Origin of the sequence: Haloarcula onubensis, from assembly GCF_031624605.1 — an archaeon.
GTDB lineage: Archaea > Halobacteriota > Halobacteria > Halobacteriales > Haloarculaceae > Haloarcula > Haloarcula onubensis.
Window position 1 is genome coordinate 168,512 of record NZ_JAMQOS010000002.1, and the last position, 17,100, is coordinate 185,611.

General features: G+C 63.8%; 18 protein-coding genes. All 18 read left to right on the forward strand.

Annotation, left to right across the window (positions count from 1 at the left end):
* Positions 1 to 17 precede the first annotated feature (17 nt).
* The 18 genes from NDI86_RS07605 (at position 18) to NDI86_RS07690 (ending at position 17,072) form a co-directional block, all read left to right on the forward strand.
* Positions 18 to 743, forward strand: a complete 726-nt coding sequence (locus NDI86_RS07605; RefSeq protein WP_310899817.1) for an RAD55 family ATPase — start codon at positions 18 to 20, stop codon at positions 741 to 743.
* 149 nt (positions 744 to 892) lie between these two features.
* On the forward strand, positions 893 to 1,228 hold the full coding sequence (locus NDI86_RS07610; protein WP_310899818.1) for a helix-turn-helix domain-containing protein: 336 nt from the start codon (positions 893 to 895) through the stop codon (positions 1,226 to 1,228).
* Between the two features lie 103 nt (positions 1,229 to 1,331).
* Positions 1,332 to 1,607, forward strand: coding sequence for a DUF7521 family protein (locus NDI86_RS07615; RefSeq protein ID WP_310899819.1), 276 nt, complete (start codon positions 1,332 to 1,334; stop codon positions 1,605 to 1,607).
* 275 nt (positions 1,608 to 1,882) lie between these two features.
* Entirely contained in the window at positions 1,883 to 2,524 is a 642-nt protein-coding gene (locus NDI86_RS07620; protein WP_310899820.1) for an archaellin/type IV pilin N-terminal domain-containing protein, read from the forward strand.
* 239 nt (positions 2,525 to 2,763) lie between these two features.
* Positions 2,764 to 3,405 (forward strand): archaellin/type IV pilin N-terminal domain-containing protein, encoded by a 642-nt coding sequence (locus NDI86_RS07625; protein WP_310900167.1) that lies wholly within the window; start codon positions 2,764 to 2,766, stop codon positions 3,403 to 3,405.
* Positions 3,406 to 3,481: 76 nt separating this feature from the next.
* Complete coding sequence (locus tag NDI86_RS07630; protein ID WP_310899821.1) at positions 3,482 to 4,039, forward strand: DUF7500 family protein; 558 nt, start codon at positions 3,482 to 3,484, stop codon at positions 4,037 to 4,039.
* 41 nt (positions 4,040 to 4,080) lie between these two features.
* Entirely contained in the window at positions 4,081 to 4,548 is a 468-nt protein-coding gene (locus NDI86_RS07635) for a hypothetical protein (RefSeq protein WP_310899822.1), read from the forward strand.
* Positions 4,545 to 6,572, forward strand: a complete 2,028-nt coding sequence (locus NDI86_RS07640) for a hypothetical protein (protein ID WP_310899823.1) — start codon at positions 4,545 to 4,547, stop codon at positions 6,570 to 6,572. Before NDI86_RS07635 ends, NDI86_RS07640 begins: the two co-directional genes overlap by 4 nt.
* 84 nt (positions 6,573 to 6,656) lie before the next feature.
* Positions 6,657 to 7,016 (forward strand): chemotaxis protein CheY, encoded by a 360-nt coding sequence (gene cheY / locus NDI86_RS07645; RefSeq protein ID WP_220588638.1) that lies wholly within the window; start codon positions 6,657 to 6,659, stop codon positions 7,014 to 7,016.
* Positions 7,017 to 8,234 (forward strand): chemotaxis protein CheC, encoded by a 1,218-nt coding sequence (locus NDI86_RS07650; RefSeq protein ID WP_310899824.1) that lies wholly within the window; start codon positions 7,017 to 7,019, stop codon positions 8,232 to 8,234. It abuts the gene before it with no gap.
* Positions 8,234 to 8,755 (forward strand): chemotaxis protein CheD, encoded by a 522-nt coding sequence (locus NDI86_RS07655; RefSeq protein ID WP_310899825.1) that lies wholly within the window; start codon positions 8,234 to 8,236, stop codon positions 8,753 to 8,755. The genes NDI86_RS07650 and NDI86_RS07655 overlap by 1 nt, the downstream gene beginning before the upstream one ends.
* 253 nt (positions 8,756 to 9,008) lie before the next feature.
* The gene (locus NDI86_RS07660) at positions 9,009 to 10,601 is read left to right on the forward strand and encodes a FlaD/FlaE family flagellar protein (protein ID WP_310899826.1); all 1,593 of its coding nucleotides are present in this window, start codon (positions 9,009 to 9,011) and stop codon (positions 10,599 to 10,601) included.
* A complete protein-coding gene (gene arlF / locus NDI86_RS07665; RefSeq protein WP_310899827.1) occupies positions 10,585 to 11,013 on the forward strand; it encodes an archaellum stator protein ArlF in 429 nt (142 codons plus the stop codon). The genes NDI86_RS07660 and arlF overlap by 17 nt, the downstream gene beginning before the upstream one ends.
* 1 nt (position 11,014) lies before the next feature.
* Entirely contained in the window at positions 11,015 to 11,464 is a 450-nt protein-coding gene (gene arlG / locus NDI86_RS07670; RefSeq protein ID WP_310899828.1) for an archaellum stator protein ArlG, read from the forward strand.
* Entirely contained in the window at positions 11,461 to 12,222 is a 762-nt protein-coding gene (arlH, locus tag NDI86_RS07675; RefSeq protein WP_310899829.1) for an archaellum protein ArlH, read from the forward strand. Before arlG ends, arlH begins: the two co-directional genes overlap by 4 nt.
* A gap of 14 nt (positions 12,223 to 12,236) precedes the next feature.
* A complete protein-coding gene (locus NDI86_RS07680) occupies positions 12,237 to 13,910 on the forward strand; it encodes a type II/IV secretion system ATPase subunit (RefSeq protein ID WP_310899830.1) in 1,674 nt (557 codons plus the stop codon).
* Positions 13,911 to 13,912: 2 nt separating this feature from the next.
* The gene (flaJ, locus tag NDI86_RS07685; RefSeq protein ID WP_310899831.1) at positions 13,913 to 15,661 is read left to right on the forward strand and encodes an archaellar assembly protein FlaJ; all 1,749 of its coding nucleotides are present in this window, start codon (positions 13,913 to 13,915) and stop codon (positions 15,659 to 15,661) included.
* 88 nt (positions 15,662 to 15,749) lie between these two features.
* Positions 15,750 to 17,072, forward strand: a complete 1,323-nt coding sequence (locus NDI86_RS07690) for an ATP-grasp domain-containing protein (RefSeq protein WP_310899832.1) — start codon at positions 15,750 to 15,752, stop codon at positions 17,070 to 17,072.
* Positions 17,073 to 17,100: the final 28 nt, after the last annotated feature.

The following is a 17,100-nucleotide window of genomic DNA, read 5'->3' on the forward strand; positions in this document are numbered from 1 at the left end:
GTACCTAACTGACCATTATGATACAGCTAACCAAAACCGGCATCGACGGTCTCGACGACATCCTCAACGGTGGCATCGTGACGGACTCCACGACGTTGATAAGCGGCAATCCCGGCGCGGGGAAGTCCATTCTCTGTCTCCAGTACATCTACAACGGCGTCGAGATGTTCGACGAGAAAGGCATCTACCTCTCCTTCGAGGAAAACGAGGAGGACCTCCGGCAGGCCGCCGAGTCCATCGGCTTCGACAAGTGGCCCGAGTACGTCGACAACGGCGACATCAAGGTGTACGACAAGCAGGTGCTGCTGCGGGAGAACGACTTCTCCTCCTCGCTCGAAATCCTGCTGGAGGACCTCGAAGACGACGATTACGACCGGCTCGTACTCGACTCGCTGGCGATGTTCCAGCTCTTCTTCGAGAACGAGAAGGAGAAACGCACCTACCTGCTGAAGCTGACCGACATCCTCCGGGCCAACGGGTTGACGACGCTGATGACGAACGAACAGGGCGCGGTCTTCCCCGACACCGAAATCGGGCTGGAGAACTACCTCACCGACGGGAACATCTACCTCATCCAGACGCCGACCGACTCCGGTGTCAGCCGGTACGTCTGGGTCGCCAAGATGCGCAAACAGAACATCGAGACGGACATCTACCCGATGGAGATTGACTGGGGTGGCCTCAAGGTCCATCAGAACGCCAGCGCGTTCTCGATGATGAGTGAAGAGGAGTCGCCGATATAGATAGTTGGTCGTTATTGCGAGCTGAAATAGCGCCGAGGGCGCTCGTAAACTTTGATATCACTGCTTCGGCGAAAATTCTATCGTCGTCAAAATCGGGTAGTATCATCGCCGATAGCTTTATTAAAGTCTGAATTTATGATTTGATAACGATGGCATCCGCGGAGCTTCTCCAGACGCTGGGAAACAAATACAGCGCCGAGATACTCGACGCGACCGACGAGCCCATCTCGGCACAGGACCTGAGCGACGAGCTCGAGATTCCAATCGCGACGTGCTATCGGCGGATCGACGAACTCACCGAACACGACCTGCTCGAACTCCACGACAACATCCTCTCCGACGACCGCCGACGTATCAAGGTCTACCGGCGCAACGTCGACGAGGTCAGGGTCGATTTCGACGACGGGCTGACGGTCGACGTCGAGGAGCGCTCCGAGGTCACGAACAAACTCGACGAGGCCTGGCGGACGCTTTCGGACAGATAGGGCCGCCCGAGCCTGATTATCAGCTTTTGCGACCCCGTTATCAGCAGGGATATTTTCGAGCGTGGATTTAATACAGGTGTTCGTCTACCTACTCACAGCGCCGATGATAGAACTTATCTACGCCATCTCGACGCTGGTCTTCGTCGTCGCCGGACTCACTATGGTCGGGATGGCGATGCGGGCGTACGTCCAGACGTCACGACAGGCGATGCTCTACCTGTCGATCGGGTTCTCGCTCGCTGTCGCGGGCGCCGCCGCAACGATGATCAGTGCCTTTATCAACGACTTCGAAGGGGTCCGGTCGCTCCTGCTGGTCAACAGCGGCCTGACGACGTTTGGCTTCCTGTTCGTGATGTACAGTCTCGTCACCTACGAGTAACCACCCCGAAGCAGCTTGCTACCGGGGCCACATTTCCCGCTGTCGATTCTGACTACTCAGTCGGTTCGATAGCCATCCGATGGGTCCAGTGGGAATCACAGAGGTCCGACACGGTAGCGGCCCAACGTTTGCTGGCCGACTCTCTATCGCTTCCTTTCTCGGAAATAGGGCTCAGAGGCTCTCAGACGCTCGTTATCAGTAGAGATATTTCGGGGAGAGGTATTATTACTCACGAAAAACAGCTTCCGATAGGGTCAGACAGACCTGGAATATCCATGTTCGACGAATTCAACCGAGACGACGACCGCGGACAGGTCGGTATCGGCACGCTCATCGTGTTCATCGCGATGGTGCTGGTGGCGGCCATCGCGGCGGGCGTCCTGATCAACACGGCCGGGTTCCTGCAGAGCGGTGCCGAGGAGACCGGCCAGCAGAGTAGCGACCAAGTGACCAACCGACTCCAAGTCGTCAGCGCCGTCGGTGAGGACATCGGCTCGAACGGCGTCGATACCGTGCGGATTACGGTAAAGAAGGCGCCAGGTGCGAACAACATCGACCTGAGCACGACGACGCTGCAGTTCGTCCACACGAGTGGCTCCTATGACTTGGTGTTCGGTGACTACAATACCGATGCCGGCTCGATCGCTTACGGTACTGTAGGCGGAAGCGATGGATCCGACTCGTTCGGTGTGGTTGACGTTCAGGACGAGGATGATTCAATCGACGCGGATACCAACGTCGTACTGAACGACCCTGCCGACCGAGCGCAGATCATCCTCGATACCAGCAGTATCACTGGCGGTCTGGAAGAAGGTGACACGGCGACGATCCAGATCAACACGCAGTCAGGTGGGAACACCGAACTCCGACTCGTTGTCCCCGAGACCCTGTCTGGTACGTCTGCGGTCAACCTCTAAGCCCGCACACCTTTCTCTCTCATTCTCCACCCCGGTTAGCGACAGCGGCGTACCGCCTCTCGGCTGTCCGCAGTTGTTCGTGATATCACCCGCTCTCAGAGCGAACGATACCTGACAAATAGAGAAACTCGGAGATAGAACGACTGAAACGTCTGTTATCAGCAGAGATATTTTGGGGAGAGGTATTATTACTGGTGAAAAGTAGACTGGGAGTAGGGTCAGACAGACCTGGAATATCCATGTTCGACGAATTCAACCGAGACGACGACCGCGGGCAGGTCGGTATCGGCACGCTCATCGTGTTCATCGCGATGGTGCTGGTGGCGGCCATCGCGGCGGGCGTCCTGATCAACACGGCCGGGTTCCTGCAGAGCGGTGCGGAGGAAACCGGACAGCAGAGTAGCGACCAAGTGACCAACCGACTCCAAGTCGTCAGCGCCGTCGGTGAGGACATCGGCTCGAACGGCGTCGATACCGTGCGGATTACGGTAAAGAAGGCGCCAGGTGCGAACAACATCGACCTGAGTACGACGACGCTGCAGTTCGTCCACTCCACGGGTTCCTCTGACTTGGTGTTCGGTGACTATGCCACCGATGCTGACTCGGTTACTTACGGTACTGTAGGCGGAAGCGATGGATCCGACTCGTTCGGTGTGGTTGACGTTCAGGACGAGGATGGTTCAATCGACGCAGACTCCAACGTCGTACTGAACGACCCTGCCGACCGAGCGCAAATCATCCTCGACACCAGCAGTATCACCAGCGGCCTGTCAGAGGGTGACACGGCAACGATCCAGATCAACACGCAGTCAGGTGGGAACACCGAACTCCGACTCGTTGTCCCCGAGACCCTGTCTGGTACGTCTGCGGTCAACCTCTAAGCCTGCGCGCCTTTCTCTCCCGTTCTCCACCCCGACCAGCGACGGAATTATACCGTTTCCTCTCACACAGTAGGGTATGGACGGGGGCCCCGACGACCCGAATCCCGAGGACGGCAAGATTCTCTCCCCCGAAGAGCTCGACTTGGAAGACGACGAACACGTCACCCAGATCGACGAGGGCCGATTCGTCGTCTCGCCGGACGTGCGCGAGAACGATGACACCTACGGCGGGCAGCCGTCGATGCCCGAACCGGAGTCCGACCCGGAACCTGCGACGCCTGAGTTCACCGACGGGACGGTTCACGAGTGGCTCGCCGAGCAGATGGCCGATTCGAACGCCCGCTACGGCTTCGACGTGACCGCGAAGTTCGACGGCGAGGTCGACCAGCAGCGGCTCACCTCCAACGACATCGTCACGGTCTTCGAGACGCTCATGCTGTGGTACGGCCGCCAGATGGACGGTTCGACCGACGTCCAGGACGTGCTGGGCATCCTGCTCTCTGAGTCGAACGTACCGGTGAAGTACCCGCCCGGCAGCATCAAGTCCCTGGCCCGGTCGGCCGGGCTCAGTCCGGACGACTCCATCTCGGACCTCATCGACGCCGTCGAGGACCGCGACGGCGCCAGGCTGTAACGGCGGGGGGTTTAAGCCACGCGACGGTCGTTGGTAACCCGATGGACCGCTGGGTGCTCTTTGCCGGCCTCTTCGTCGTCTTCGCCCTCGTGGGAACCGGACCGCTTTCGGGCGTCGACGTGACGAGCGCCTCGGCGTCGACGTTTGGCGACGGTAACGCGACGGTCTCAGAGGTCACTGTCGACCGCTCGGGGCTGGCGCTTTCGCCCGGCCGCTTCGGGACCAACGTCACCTACCTCCGCGTCCCGACGGTCACGGCCACCGTCGATAGCGTCACCGACCGGCCGCAACTGCTCTACGTCGTCTCGGTGCCGGGGCTGGACATCGAACTGGTCGAGACACAGGTCGTGACCGGGGCCGGAACGTACCGCTTCGCGCCCGACGACCGGGCGATGCCGCCGGGGCGGGTCGAGGGGCCCTACGACGCCACGCTGTCGGTGCGCGTCCAGAGTTTCACGACCGACCGGACGCTGGCCCGAACGACCGTCACCGTGGGGGACGGACGGTGAGCGACGGCCTTCGGCGCCGACTGGTCGCCGTCGGGCAGTGGTGTTTCGGTGACCGGCCCGGGCTGGTGCTGTGGCTCGGGCTCGTCTGCTGGTTCGGCCTCACCTGGCGGGTCGGCTTCTTCATTCAGGACACCTACGCGATGGGGAACACGCTCGTCGCGCTGGCGGACGGACAGCTCCACGTGACCGAACTGCGCTACTCGCTGACCTTCGGCTCACAGCCGGGGTTGTATCAGTACCAGGGGCGGGCGTACGGTCGGAACTACGGGATGCTGGCGCTTGCGGTGCCGCTGGTGTGGGCACTGGAGACCGGAGCGACAGTCGTCGCTCCACGGTTGTTGCTGGCCGGACTCTGGACCGGGCTCGGTCTCGCGCTCGTGACGCAGGTCGCCGAGTTCGACCGGTTCGACCGCGACCGGACCCGTGCCGTGGGCTCGCTCCTCGTCGCGTTGCTGTTCGTCGCGAGCGTGCTGACGGCGACCGACCTCCCGGCCGACCGGCTCGCGCTCGCGGCGCTTCAGCTCTCGACGATGCTTGCGGCGGCGACGGCCGGACTGGTGCTGTACCGACTCGTCGACCGGTTCCACGGCCGTCGGGCGGGGCTGGCCGCCGGTCTCGCGCTGGGCATTGCTACACCTCTTGGCTTCTGGGCGACGCTGCCCAAGCGACATACGGTCGTCGCCACGCTGGTGCTGGGGGTCGTCTACGCCTTCGCTGTGAGTCGGACCCGCGAGGGTGACGCTGCGCTTCGGGCCCGGGCGGGGGCCTACGCGCTGGCCGGTTACATCACCTGGATACACGCCTTCGAGGCGCTGTTCGTGGTCGCCGTCCTCGCGGCCGTCGACCTGCTGACGGCGCGGGACCGGAGCGTCCGGACCCTGGCCGTCGTCGGACTCGTCCTCCTCGTCGCGTCGACGCCGATGCTGGCGACGAACTACGCCATCAGCGGGAACCCGGCTCAGCCCCCGCGACTGCTGCCCGGTATCGACTACGACGCCGAGTTCGCACCCGAGCAGGCGGACCCGGGTAGTGGCCCCGCAGACGGGGCCGGAGCGACGCCTGCGGGCGGCGGGACGCCGGTCAGAACCGAGACGGCCGCCGGGGGCCGGACCAACACCACGACGGTCGGGGGCGGCGCCAGTCCGAGTGAGACATCCAGTGGGACGGCGACTGGTGGGGCCGGCGGGCCGGCCCCGCCGTCGCCGCTGGACATCCTCGGGGGCGCCGTCGGAACGGTGTCGGCCATCGCAGCCACGGTGTCAGCGTTCGCCGGTGAGGCTATCGTCGGTGGGCTCGCGGTGCTCACCCAGCCCCAGCGGCTCTGGCACACGTTCGTCCGCAGCGGGACGATTCCCAGCGTCAACTACGCGAAAAACGGCTACGAAGTCATCGACCTCTCGGTGCTCGAAGCGATGCCGTTACTGGGTGCGCTGGTCGCGCTACCGGCGCTGGTGGGGCGTCGGCTCCGGTCGCTGGACACGCCATCGCTGGGCGCGTTCGACCCGCGGCGCTTGTCGGCGGTCCGCCAGACCGACCTGCTCGTCGTCTCGCTGGCCGCGGTCATGACCGTCGCCTACCTTCCCCGGCTCCCCCTGTTCAGCACGCTCACGGTCCGGTATCTCCACCCCGTCTTCGCCCTCGGTGCGTACGGTGTCTGGCGCGTCCCGGCCGTTCGCGCCGCCGTCTCGGACAGCCGGTGGGCCGTCGGCTCGTATCTCGGCGCCCTCGCTTTCGCGCTGGCCGTCCTGGTGGGCGGAACTGTCCGTCTCGACCTCGCGGTCGGCGAAGCGGTCCAGTACAACGCGCTCTGGAACCTGGCGGCCGCGACGGTGTGTGGGGCCGCGGTCCTCGGGCGGACCGCCGGCGTCGACCGCATCTCGGACCGTGTCGTCGCGGTCGCCGTCGCCTTGCCGGTCGGGTTCGCCAGCGCCTCTCTCCTCCTGTCGGCGCTGGTCTACTTCCGCTACGGCACGTACGCGCTCGACCTCGTCCGTGTGGTGGCCGACCTCTTGCCGGCGCTGTGACCCATTCAACCGGTCGCAGTCGGTGGTATCACACGCGATAATTTACGGGTCACATTTATCCCAGTCATTACGGTAGTAGCGCTCATGCCAGACGTACTGATTGCCGACGACTCGGAGTTCATGCGGAACCTCCTGCGGGAGATACTCGAGGAGGACCACACCATCGTCGGGGAAGTCGAGAACGGCGTCGAGGCGGTCGAAGTGTACAAGGAGCAGACCCCGGACCTGGTGATGATGGACATCGTGATGCCCATCCGGGACGGTATCGAGGCGACCAGCGAGATAAAGTCCTCGAACCCGAACGCCAACGTCATCATGTGTACGAGCGTCGGGCAGGAAGAGAAGATGAAGGAGGCCGTCAAGGCCGGCGCCGACGGCTACATCACCAAACCCTTCCAGAAACCGAGCGTCATGGAGGCAATCGAGGACGTCGTCCCCTCATAGATGAACGTCGATATCCAGTCGCTGGGTACGTTCAACCAGCTCGCCCACGAGGGGGCCAAGCAGGCCACGCAGTCGCTTGCCCAGATGACCGGCATCGACGCGGCCGTCGACGTGACCAAGATTACGCTGCTGGACCGTACCGACGTCGGTGAGGACCTCGCGGGGCGGGACTTCGTCGGCGTCCAGTTCGAGTACGAGGGCGTCCTGGAGGGCGACACCGTGCTGGTGTTCGAGGACGACTCGGCCGACACCATCGCCGACTCCCTGATGCCCGGTGCCAGCGACGACCCCGGGATGGCCCAGAGCGCCGTCAAGGAGATCGGCAACATCATGATGAGTGGCTTCATCGACGGCTGGGCCGACTACCTGGACTCGACCATCGACCACTCGCCGCCCGAGTACATCGAGCGGTCGGGGGCCGACGTGTTGCCGGAGGCCCCCGCGGCCGACGACCACCGGCAGGTGTTCGTCTTCAAGTCCGAAATCGAGTGGGTCGGGGAGTCCGTGAACTTCTACATCTACATGCTCCCCGAGTACGAACCGCTCGCGGACGCGATGGTCGACAGCGTCGACACCGAGGGCGACGCCATCCCCATCGACAAGCTCCAGACGTTCAACGAGATGACGACGAAGGGGACCCAGCAGGCCGCGGGCAACGTCGAGATGATGACGGGCATCCCGACCGAGGCCGAGGTGACCCAGATAAGCTTCGCGCCAATCGAGGACGTCCCGAAACAGATCGGGACGGAGACGTACGTCGGCACGGTCGTGGAGTTCACCGGAACCCCGAGCGGATACCTGATGGTGCTGTTCGACGAGGTGTCGGCGGTGAACGTCGCCGAGGCGATGATGCCCGTCGAGATGGACGGCGAGGAGCTGACCCCCCAGCACGAGGCCGCTATCGAGGAGCTGGGTAACATCATGACCAGCGGATTCGTCGACGGCTGGGCGAACGTCCTCCAGACCTCCGTCGACCACACGCCGCCCAAACTCGTCCACGACATGGGCCGGGCCATCGTGGACCCGCTGGCGGCACAGGTCGGCCAGCACCAGGAGCACGCCTTCATCATCGATTCGAAGATGCGGACCGAAGACATCGAGTTCAGTGCCGAGATTCACGCGCTGCCCAACGAGCGGGAGCTCCGGGCGGCACTCGACGACCTCGACGTCGAGCGCGCCGACGAGACCGAGGCCGACGTCGAACAGATATTCGAATAATGAAAGTCTACGACGGCAGCCAGACGGAGGACGGCCAGGAGACCGAGCCCGAGCGCCTGAAGGTCGGTATCGCGGAGTACGAGGTGACGACCGACGCGGCGGTGTTGACGACCAGCGGGCTGGGCTCCTGTATCGGTATCGCGCTGTACGACGAGCCGACGGGCGCGGCCGGACTGGTCCACATCATGCTCCCGACTGCCGAGGACGTGGAGGGCGGCAACAGAGCGAAGTTCGCCGACACCGGCGTCACCGAACTCGTCGAGGCGCTCGAAGCCGTCGGCGCCTCGCCGGCGACGATGCAGGCGAAGATAGCCGGCGGCAGCGATATGCTCGACTTCTCGGAGAACGGCTCCTCTATCGGCTCTCGCAACCTCGACCAGGTGCGAGCGACGCTGGGGGAGTTCGACATCCCCATCACGGGCGAGGACGTGGGCGGGGACCACGGCCGGTCCCTCCGGCTTGAGGCCGACTCCGGTGACCTCGTGGTCAAGAGCGCCAACACCGAGTCGGTGGTCCTCTGATTCCCGATATTGAAACTCACGCGGCGCCGTCGCGCCGGCACCGCGTCAGACAGATGGCAGTCGCCTGTCTGCCGCGAGCGCGCGTTTCAGGATCTCTATCGCCAAATCTCCAGTCGAAATCGGGGCCTGCGTAGCAGAACCGCCGGCACGGGACTTGATTTAACAAATACGGCATTTTAAATAACGTTCTTGTTATCAACCATGATAGGCTAGACGGAATATTCAAGGGTATCTGTGGGTATCATCTAAGACGATGAGTAGTTTCGCTCTCGTGCCGACGCTACAGGCGCTCGCGCCGGACGTGGCCGCGCTGGTTCCAGCGCTCGTCGTGCTGCTGTCCGGGGGCCTGGTCGGAATGAGCATCAAGAACATGTTCGACTCGATAATGTCGGACGACGAGAGCGACGAGGACGACGGCGGCGGTGACGACATGGGCGGTGGCGGGCTGATGGGCGACGACGGCGGCGGTGGCGACGACGGCGACGACCTCGGCGGGCTCGGCGGACTGGACGGCGACGACGACATGGGTGGCTTTGGCGACGACGAGTTCGGCGACATGGAGGACGCCACCGGCCCCGACACCGACGAACTGGAACACCGGCTCGACGAACTGGAAAACGAGGTCGGGAGCCTCTCCTCGACGGTCAACACCGTCCGCACCGAAAACGAGTCTATCTCCGAGTCCGTCGACGAGGTCCAGGAGAACGTCCGGAAGCTGCTGGATATCTACGAGATGGTCACGCGCGGCGTCAACCCGTTCGCCGACGACGTCGACGCCGGGATGGGCGGCGGCGGCATGGGGGATGGCTCTTTCGGCCTCTTCGACGACGACGGCGGCGACGACGGCGGCGAGGACATCGACGACGACGTCGCCTCGGCCGACGCCGAGGGCTTCTTCGACGAGGACCTGGTCGAGGACGACGGGATGTCGATGGACGACGGGATGTCGATGGACGACGGCGACGACATGTTCGGTGACGACCTCGACGACGGGTTCGAGGACGACGGCGGTTCGTTCGACGAGGAATTCGAGGAGGACGACGACATGAGTATGGACGACGGGCTCGATATGGACGACGAGAACAGCGACGACGGAGACTCGGACGGCGGCAAGTCCTTCGCCGAGCTGAAAGACGAGTACGAGTCGGGCGACGCCGAGTGGGCCGACGGCGAGGAAGAGGGCGAGGACCTGCTCGAAGACGACGGTGACGAGTTGATGGAGGGCGACGGTGAGGACCTGCTCGAGGACGACGGCGCCGATGACGACGAGATGCTCGACGGCGACGGCTTCGACGCCGACGAGGGCGCCCTCGAGGACGACGACCTCTTCGACGAGGTCATCGAGGACGAGGGCGACGAGGCCGACGCGGGCGCCGTCGAGGCCGAGCCAGAACCGGAACCCGTTTCGGAGCCGGAACCCGAGCCAGAACCGGAACCCGTGGCCGACCCGGAACCGGAACCCGAGCCGGCGACCGAGGGCACGGCGGACGCGACCGCCGAGAGCGACGACGGCAAGCCCTACCTGGCGACGATGCCGGAGGGCTTCGCCGCGGACCTGATAATCATCGAGTGGCTGGAGTTCCTGGTGAGTCAGGCCGGCTACCGCGAGGCGTCCCGCGCGATAGACTACTACGAGACCATCGGCTGGATAGACGCCGCCGTCGCCGACGACCTCGCGGACTACCTCCGCGGGTTCGACGACGTCGCTGATTCGGGCGACGGTCTCACCATCGACCACCACACCGAGAGCCTGCGCTACATCTCGCAACTCGACGAGGACAGCGGGGCGGAGGCCGTCGCGCTCTCGAAGCTCGTGGGAGGTGGCTCGGATGGGATTCAGCGTTAGCGGCTCGGCCGCCCTCATCTTCGTGGCCGCCTTCATCGGCTTCGGGATGTTCTACTCGGCGGCGGCAAACAGCACCGAGCTGGTCAACGACGCCCGCGAGGACCGCTCGGACCGACAGCTCGAACGGACCAACACCGAAATCGACGTGACCGACGTGACCTACAACGCCATAGCGCAGTACGTCAACCTCACCGTCGAGAACACCGGCGCTACCGAACTCACCGTCAGCGACGTCGACGTCCTCGTCGACAACAGCTATCAGACGGGCTATCGGACGGCCGTCGAGGGCGACACCGCGACGGACCTCTGGCTCCCGGGCGAGACGCTGACTATCAACGTCACGGTCGGTGGGACGCCCAGCCGCGTGAAACTCGTCACGGGGCCGGGCGTGGCGGCGACGGAGGTGGTCTGACGTGGCGAGCGTCTCGGCCTCCCATCTCATCCTCTTTATCGCCTCGATGATGATAGCCGCGAGCGTCGCCGGCGTGTTCACCGACAGCATCGGCCAGCTCAGCGGCGCTATCTCCGAGCAAGGGTTCGACGTCAGCAGCGAAGTTCGGACCGACGTGGAGATAATCTCCGACAGCGGCAGCGACGCCGTCTATCAGAACGGCAATATCACGCTGTACGTCAAAAACACCGGGACCGAACGGCTGGCCGCCGAATCCGGACAGCTCGACATCTTCGTCAACGGCCAGTTCGCGACGGCCTACGAGGTCACCCGGGCGGACGGCGACGGGGCCTGGCAGCCCGGCACCGTCGTCCGCGTCGACATCGACCCGCCACAGTCGTCGCTGAGTGGCGACGTGCGGGTCCAGCTCACCGTCAACGGTGACGAGGAGGTGTTTAACTTCCGAGTATGAGCATCGCAAGCACCGACCTGTTCTCGCTCGGACTGGACGACCACGACCGGCTGAACAAGGAACTGGGCGGCGGCATCCCGCCGGGCAGTATCATCCTCGTCGAGGGCGACTACGGGGCCGGCAAGTCCGCCATGAGCCAGCGGTTCACCTACGGGCTCTGCGAGGAGGGCCACGACGTGACCTACCTCTCGACGGAGCTTACCGTGGGGAGTTTCCTCGACCAGATGCACTCGCTGTCATACGACATGGTCGACCACATCCTAGACGAGAACGTCCTCTTTCTCCACGCCGACATCGGCGATTCGAACACGTTCTCCGGGGGCAACGAGGAGACGGAGCGCAAGGAACTGCTCCGCCGGCTGATGGAGGCCGAGGTGATGTGGGACGCCGACGTCGTCGTCATCGACACCTTCGACGCCATCCTCCGGAACGACCCCAAGTTCGAGGCGCTGGTGCGCCAGAACGACGAGCGCCAGGCCGCCCTGGAGATAATCTCCTATTTCAGGGACATCATCTCGGAGGGCAAATGTATCATGATAACCGTCGACCCGTCGACGCTGGACGAGGAGGCCATCGGCCCCTTCAGGGCTATCGCCGACGTGTTCATCGAACTGGAGATGATAGAGGTCGGCAACGACACCCGCCGTCAGATAAACGTCCTGCGCTTTGCCGGCATGGGCGAACAGGTGGGTGACACCGTCGGCTTCTCGGTGCGCTCGGGCACTGGCATCGTCATCGAATCGCGGAGTGTTGCCTGAGGAGGACTCAAGATATGACCGACCACGGACGCGCGAAACCATCGGACGAACTGCGCCAGATAGCGGCCCGGCGGCCCCACCTGCGGGACCACCTCAAGAAGTTCAAGCAGATTACCGGGGAGTTCCCGATGCTCATCGACGAGGCCGACGGCGACTACGAGTCCGACCGACCGAACGTCCTCTACCCGGTCGGCGGCCCCATCTTCTGTCACGTCTACGGCGACATCGGCCAGGACACGAAGTACTACGCCATCGAACCGGAACTCGACGAGGACGAGAGCGTCGTCTTCGACAAGGTCCGGAATCGCCTGCTCCAGAAGAGCGTCAACAAGCCCGCCCCCGAGAGCGAGTCCGAGTACGACGACCGCATCGAGGAACTGCTCCAGGAGACCACCCGCATCCGCAACGAGGACAGCGACAGCGGCGTCCTCACCCGTCTCCAGAACATCACCGACGTGGGCAGCGTCGAGGTGACCGAGTCCACGTACGAGAACATCCTCTACCGACTGAATCGGGACATCGTCGGGCTCGGTCCCCTGGAGCCGGTGATGCGCGACCCGGCCAACGAGGACATCCACGTCATCGGGCGAAGCGAGTGTCACGTCGACCACGGCGTCTACGGGATGCTCGAAACGACCGTCGAGTGGCAAAGCGAGGAGGCGTTCGACCAGTGGCTGCGCAACATGGGCGAGCGGATGGGTGACCCGGTCAGCGACTCCGACCCCATCGTCGACTCCACGCTGCCGGACGGCTCGCGTCTCAACCTCATCTACTCCGACGACGTGAGCCTGAAAGGCCCCTCGCTCACCATCCGTCAGGGCGACGAGATTCCACTCTCCATCTTCCAGATTACGAAGTGGATGACCCTCTCGCCGGAACTGGCGGCGTATCTGTGGCTCTGTCTGGAGAACGAGCAGACCGTCTTCGTCGTCGGGGAGACCGCGTCCGGGAAGACGACGACGCTGAACGCCATCACCTCGTTCATCCCCGACGACGCCAAGATATACACCGCGGAGGACACCGCCGAGGTGTTGCCCCCACACAACACCTGGCAGCAACTGCTGACCCGTGAGGGCGAGGACGAGGGGACGAGCATCGACATGTTCGACCTGGTCGCGGCCGCGCTGCGGTCTCGCCCCGACTACATCATCGTGGGCGAGGTTCGTGGGGAGGAGGGGCGGATGGCGTTCCAGGCCGCCCAGACCGGCCACCCGGTCATGCTGACCTTCCACGCGAGCGACATCGTCTCGATGATTCAGCGCTTCACCGGCGAACCCATCAACGTCCCGGAGACGTTCATGGACGTCGCCGACGTGGCGCTGTTCCAGAATCGCGTCAAGCAGGGCGACCAGGTCCTGCGCCGCGTGACGAGCGTCCAGGAGATAGAGGGGTACTCCAAGGAGATGGACGGGGTCGTCACCCGGCAGGTGTTCAACTGGGACCCCGTCGAGGACGAAATCGTCTTCCAGGGGATGAACAACTCCTACGTCCTCGAAGAGCAGATCGCGACGCTACTCGGCTACGAGGACACGCGTGACATCTACGACGACCTCCGGTTCCGGGCCGACATGATAGAGCGGGCCATCCAGGAGGGTATCCTGGGGTACCACGAGGTCAACGACTTCATCCGGGACTTCCAGCGCGACGGCGTCGAAGGCATCCCGTTCAACATCGCCCGCCCGGACTGATTATGGCACAGAGCGAGGCCGACAGCGCGATAGAGCTGACGATTACCGAGACCGTCCAGGGGCTCGTCGAGTCGTACCGCCAGATGACGATTCCGCTGGAGCGGTATCTCCTCTTCATCCTCGTCCCCTCCGTCGCGTTCTTCCTCCTCTCGACGGTGGCGGCCCTGCTGCTCGACCTCCCGATGATGATTCGGGCCCCCATTCCGCTGCTCGGTTTCCTGGCGATGACCTCGGCCATCTTCTACCCCAAGATTCTGCTCTCCCAGCGCAAGCGCGAACTCAACAACCGCTTTCACCTCATGATAACCCACATGACGGTGCTGGCGACGACGAAGATAGACCGCATGGAGGTGTTTCGCACCCTGGCGAAAGAAGACGAGTACGGCGAACTCGCCATGGAGATGCACCGCATCGTCCAGCTCGTCGACACCTGGAACCAGAGCCTGGACGACGCCTGCCGGCGCCGCGCCAAGCAGGTGCCAAGCGACGCCTTCGCCGACTTCCTCGACCGCCTCGCCTACACGCTCGGGGCCGGCCAATCGCTGGAGGACTACCTCCTCTCGGAGCAGGAACAGATTATCCAGCACTACACCACGGTGTATCGCTCCTCGCTGGACTCGCTGGAGGTCATGAAAGACCTCTACCTGTCGATGATTCTCTCGATGACGTTCGCGCTCGTGTTCGCCGTCGTCCTCCCGGTGCTGACGGGGACGAACCCGACGATGACCGTCAGCGCCGTCATCGTGATGTACATCTTCGTCCAATCGGGCTTCTTCCTCGCTATCCGGTCGATGGCCCCCTACGACCCGGTGTGGTTCCACCCCGAGGAGTACCCCTCCCCCGTCGAGGAACGCCTCGACAGGTCGATGTACGCCGGTGTCGCCCTCTCGGGTGTCCTGCTCTTTATCACGCTGGGGGGGATGTTCGGCGTCTCGCCGATTACGCTGAACGACATCTTCTTTTTCGCCGAAACGGTCCCACTGCCGTTCTACGCCGTCGTCCCCATCACCCCGATGCTCATCCCGGGCCTCGTCTTCCGGCAGGAAGAACAGAAGATAAAGGGTCGCGACGACGAGTTCCCCAGTTTCATCCGTGCGCTGGGGGCGACCGAGGGCGCCAAACAGTCCACCACCGGTCAGGTGCTTCGGACCCTCCGGAAGAAGGACTTTGGCTCGCTGACCCCGAACATCGACGACCTCTACAAGCGGCTCAACATGCGAATCGAACCCGTCGCAGCCTGGCGCTTCTTCACCGCCGACTGTCGCTCCTACCTCATCCAGACGTTCTCCGAGATGTATCTCATCGGCCGCGAGATGGGCGGCTCGCCCAAACAGCTCGGCGAACTCATCGCCGCCAACATGAACCAGGTGCTGCAACTCCGACAGAAACGCAAGCAGGCGACCACGACGATGGTCGGGCTGCTGTACGGGATTACGGCGGCCTCGACCTTCGCCTTCTTCATCGGCCTGCAGGTCGTCAACATCCTCGCGGACATGTCCTTAGACCTCAACGCCGGGAGCCGACTGGATGTCAACTCGCTCATCAACACCAGCGTCTACAACATCCCGCTCATCGAGTTCCTGCTCGTCGTTATCATCATGTTCTCGGCCATGCTGTCGGCGCTGATGATTCGGACCATCGACGGCGGCCACAAAGCGAATACGTATCTCCACTTCGTAATGTTGGCCTGGATTGGCGGCGTCACCGGCACCTTCACGAAGTGGCTGGTGACGCAGTTCCTGCAAATCTGAGACCACCGCGGGACTGCACCGGACAGGGTCAGGTTGCAAGTTCAAGCCGAAGCTTGTAACGCCCGAGCCGAGAACACAGCTGGACGACATGGAGAGTAGACGTGCGCCCGTTCGGGTAGGTGTCCTCAGTTTTCACAACAGCAAAGAGACGAAGGCGCTCTGTAACGCCGTCGCCGACCTCGGTCACGAGCCGGCCTGGCTCCGGCCGGAGAACACGAACATCCACGCCGCCGCCGACGGGTTGACGGTCGACCCCGACGTCGACGTGGTGATCAACAGACTGCTCCTCTCCCGTGCAGACCGACCGCTCGAGGAACTCGAACTCGCGAACTCGATCGCCTCGCTCCGCCCGATGGTGAACGAACCGCCCGCGGTGCTGACGGCGATCCACAAGTTCGCCACCGCCACGCGACTCTCGGCGAACGGAATCCCGACTCCCGAGTCGTATCTCGCTCTCACCGGGCCGGAACTGGAGGCGGGGAGAGAGCACTTCGACCAGGCCATCCAGAAGGCCGGAATCGGCACGCACGGCGAGACGATTCGACAGATTCGCGAGGGCACCTCGTTGCCGCCCAAGTTCGGGACGAAACGCACCTTCCTGCAGGAGTACATCGACCAGGAGGACAACCAGTCGGACCTGCGGGCGTACGTCGTCGGCGGCGACGTAATCGGTGCGATGGAGCGTGCCACCCCGGACGACGACTGGCGGGCGAACGTCGCCCGCGGCGGAACGACGAGAGACGTCACGGACGAGATTCCGTCGCCAGTCCTCACACTCGCGGCCGAAGCGACCGACGCGCTCGGGCTCGACGTCGCGGGCGTCGACTTCATGGAACACGAGGGTGACTGGAAGGTCCTCGAAGTCAACCCCACTGCGGGGTTCAAAGGCCTCTTCGGCGCGACTGGTCACAGTCCGGCCCCCTCCATCGCTCAACTGGCAATCGAACGGGTCGGCGGGCGGGTCGACGCGGACCGCGTCGCGGCGCTTGCCACCCAGCTCGACGACAGCGTTCCCGACTGCAAACCGACCCGGCGGGCGGCGTCGGGCCAGCCGACGGTCGGTCTGACCGAAGAGGTCGTCGTGAACGGCCAACAGTCGTCGACGACCACGACGGCGAAGGTCGACACGGGGGCGAAACGGACGAGCATGGGTATCGACCTCGCGAGCGATATCGGCGCCGGCCCGATTCAGAGCAGCACCAAGGTCCGGCACAGCAGCCACAGCTCGAGCAAGACGCGGCCGCTCGTCGACGTCGAGGTGCTCCTCGAAGACCGCTGGCACACGCTCACCGTGAGCGTCGAGAACCGGAGCCACATGAGTCACCAGCTGTTGCTGGGTCGGGACCTCCTCACGGACTACGAAATCGACCTCTCGGGAGACGAGGACGCGACGCCCACGAGCGAGGAGTGAGGCAGTCGGCTCACGGGGCGTGCGACAC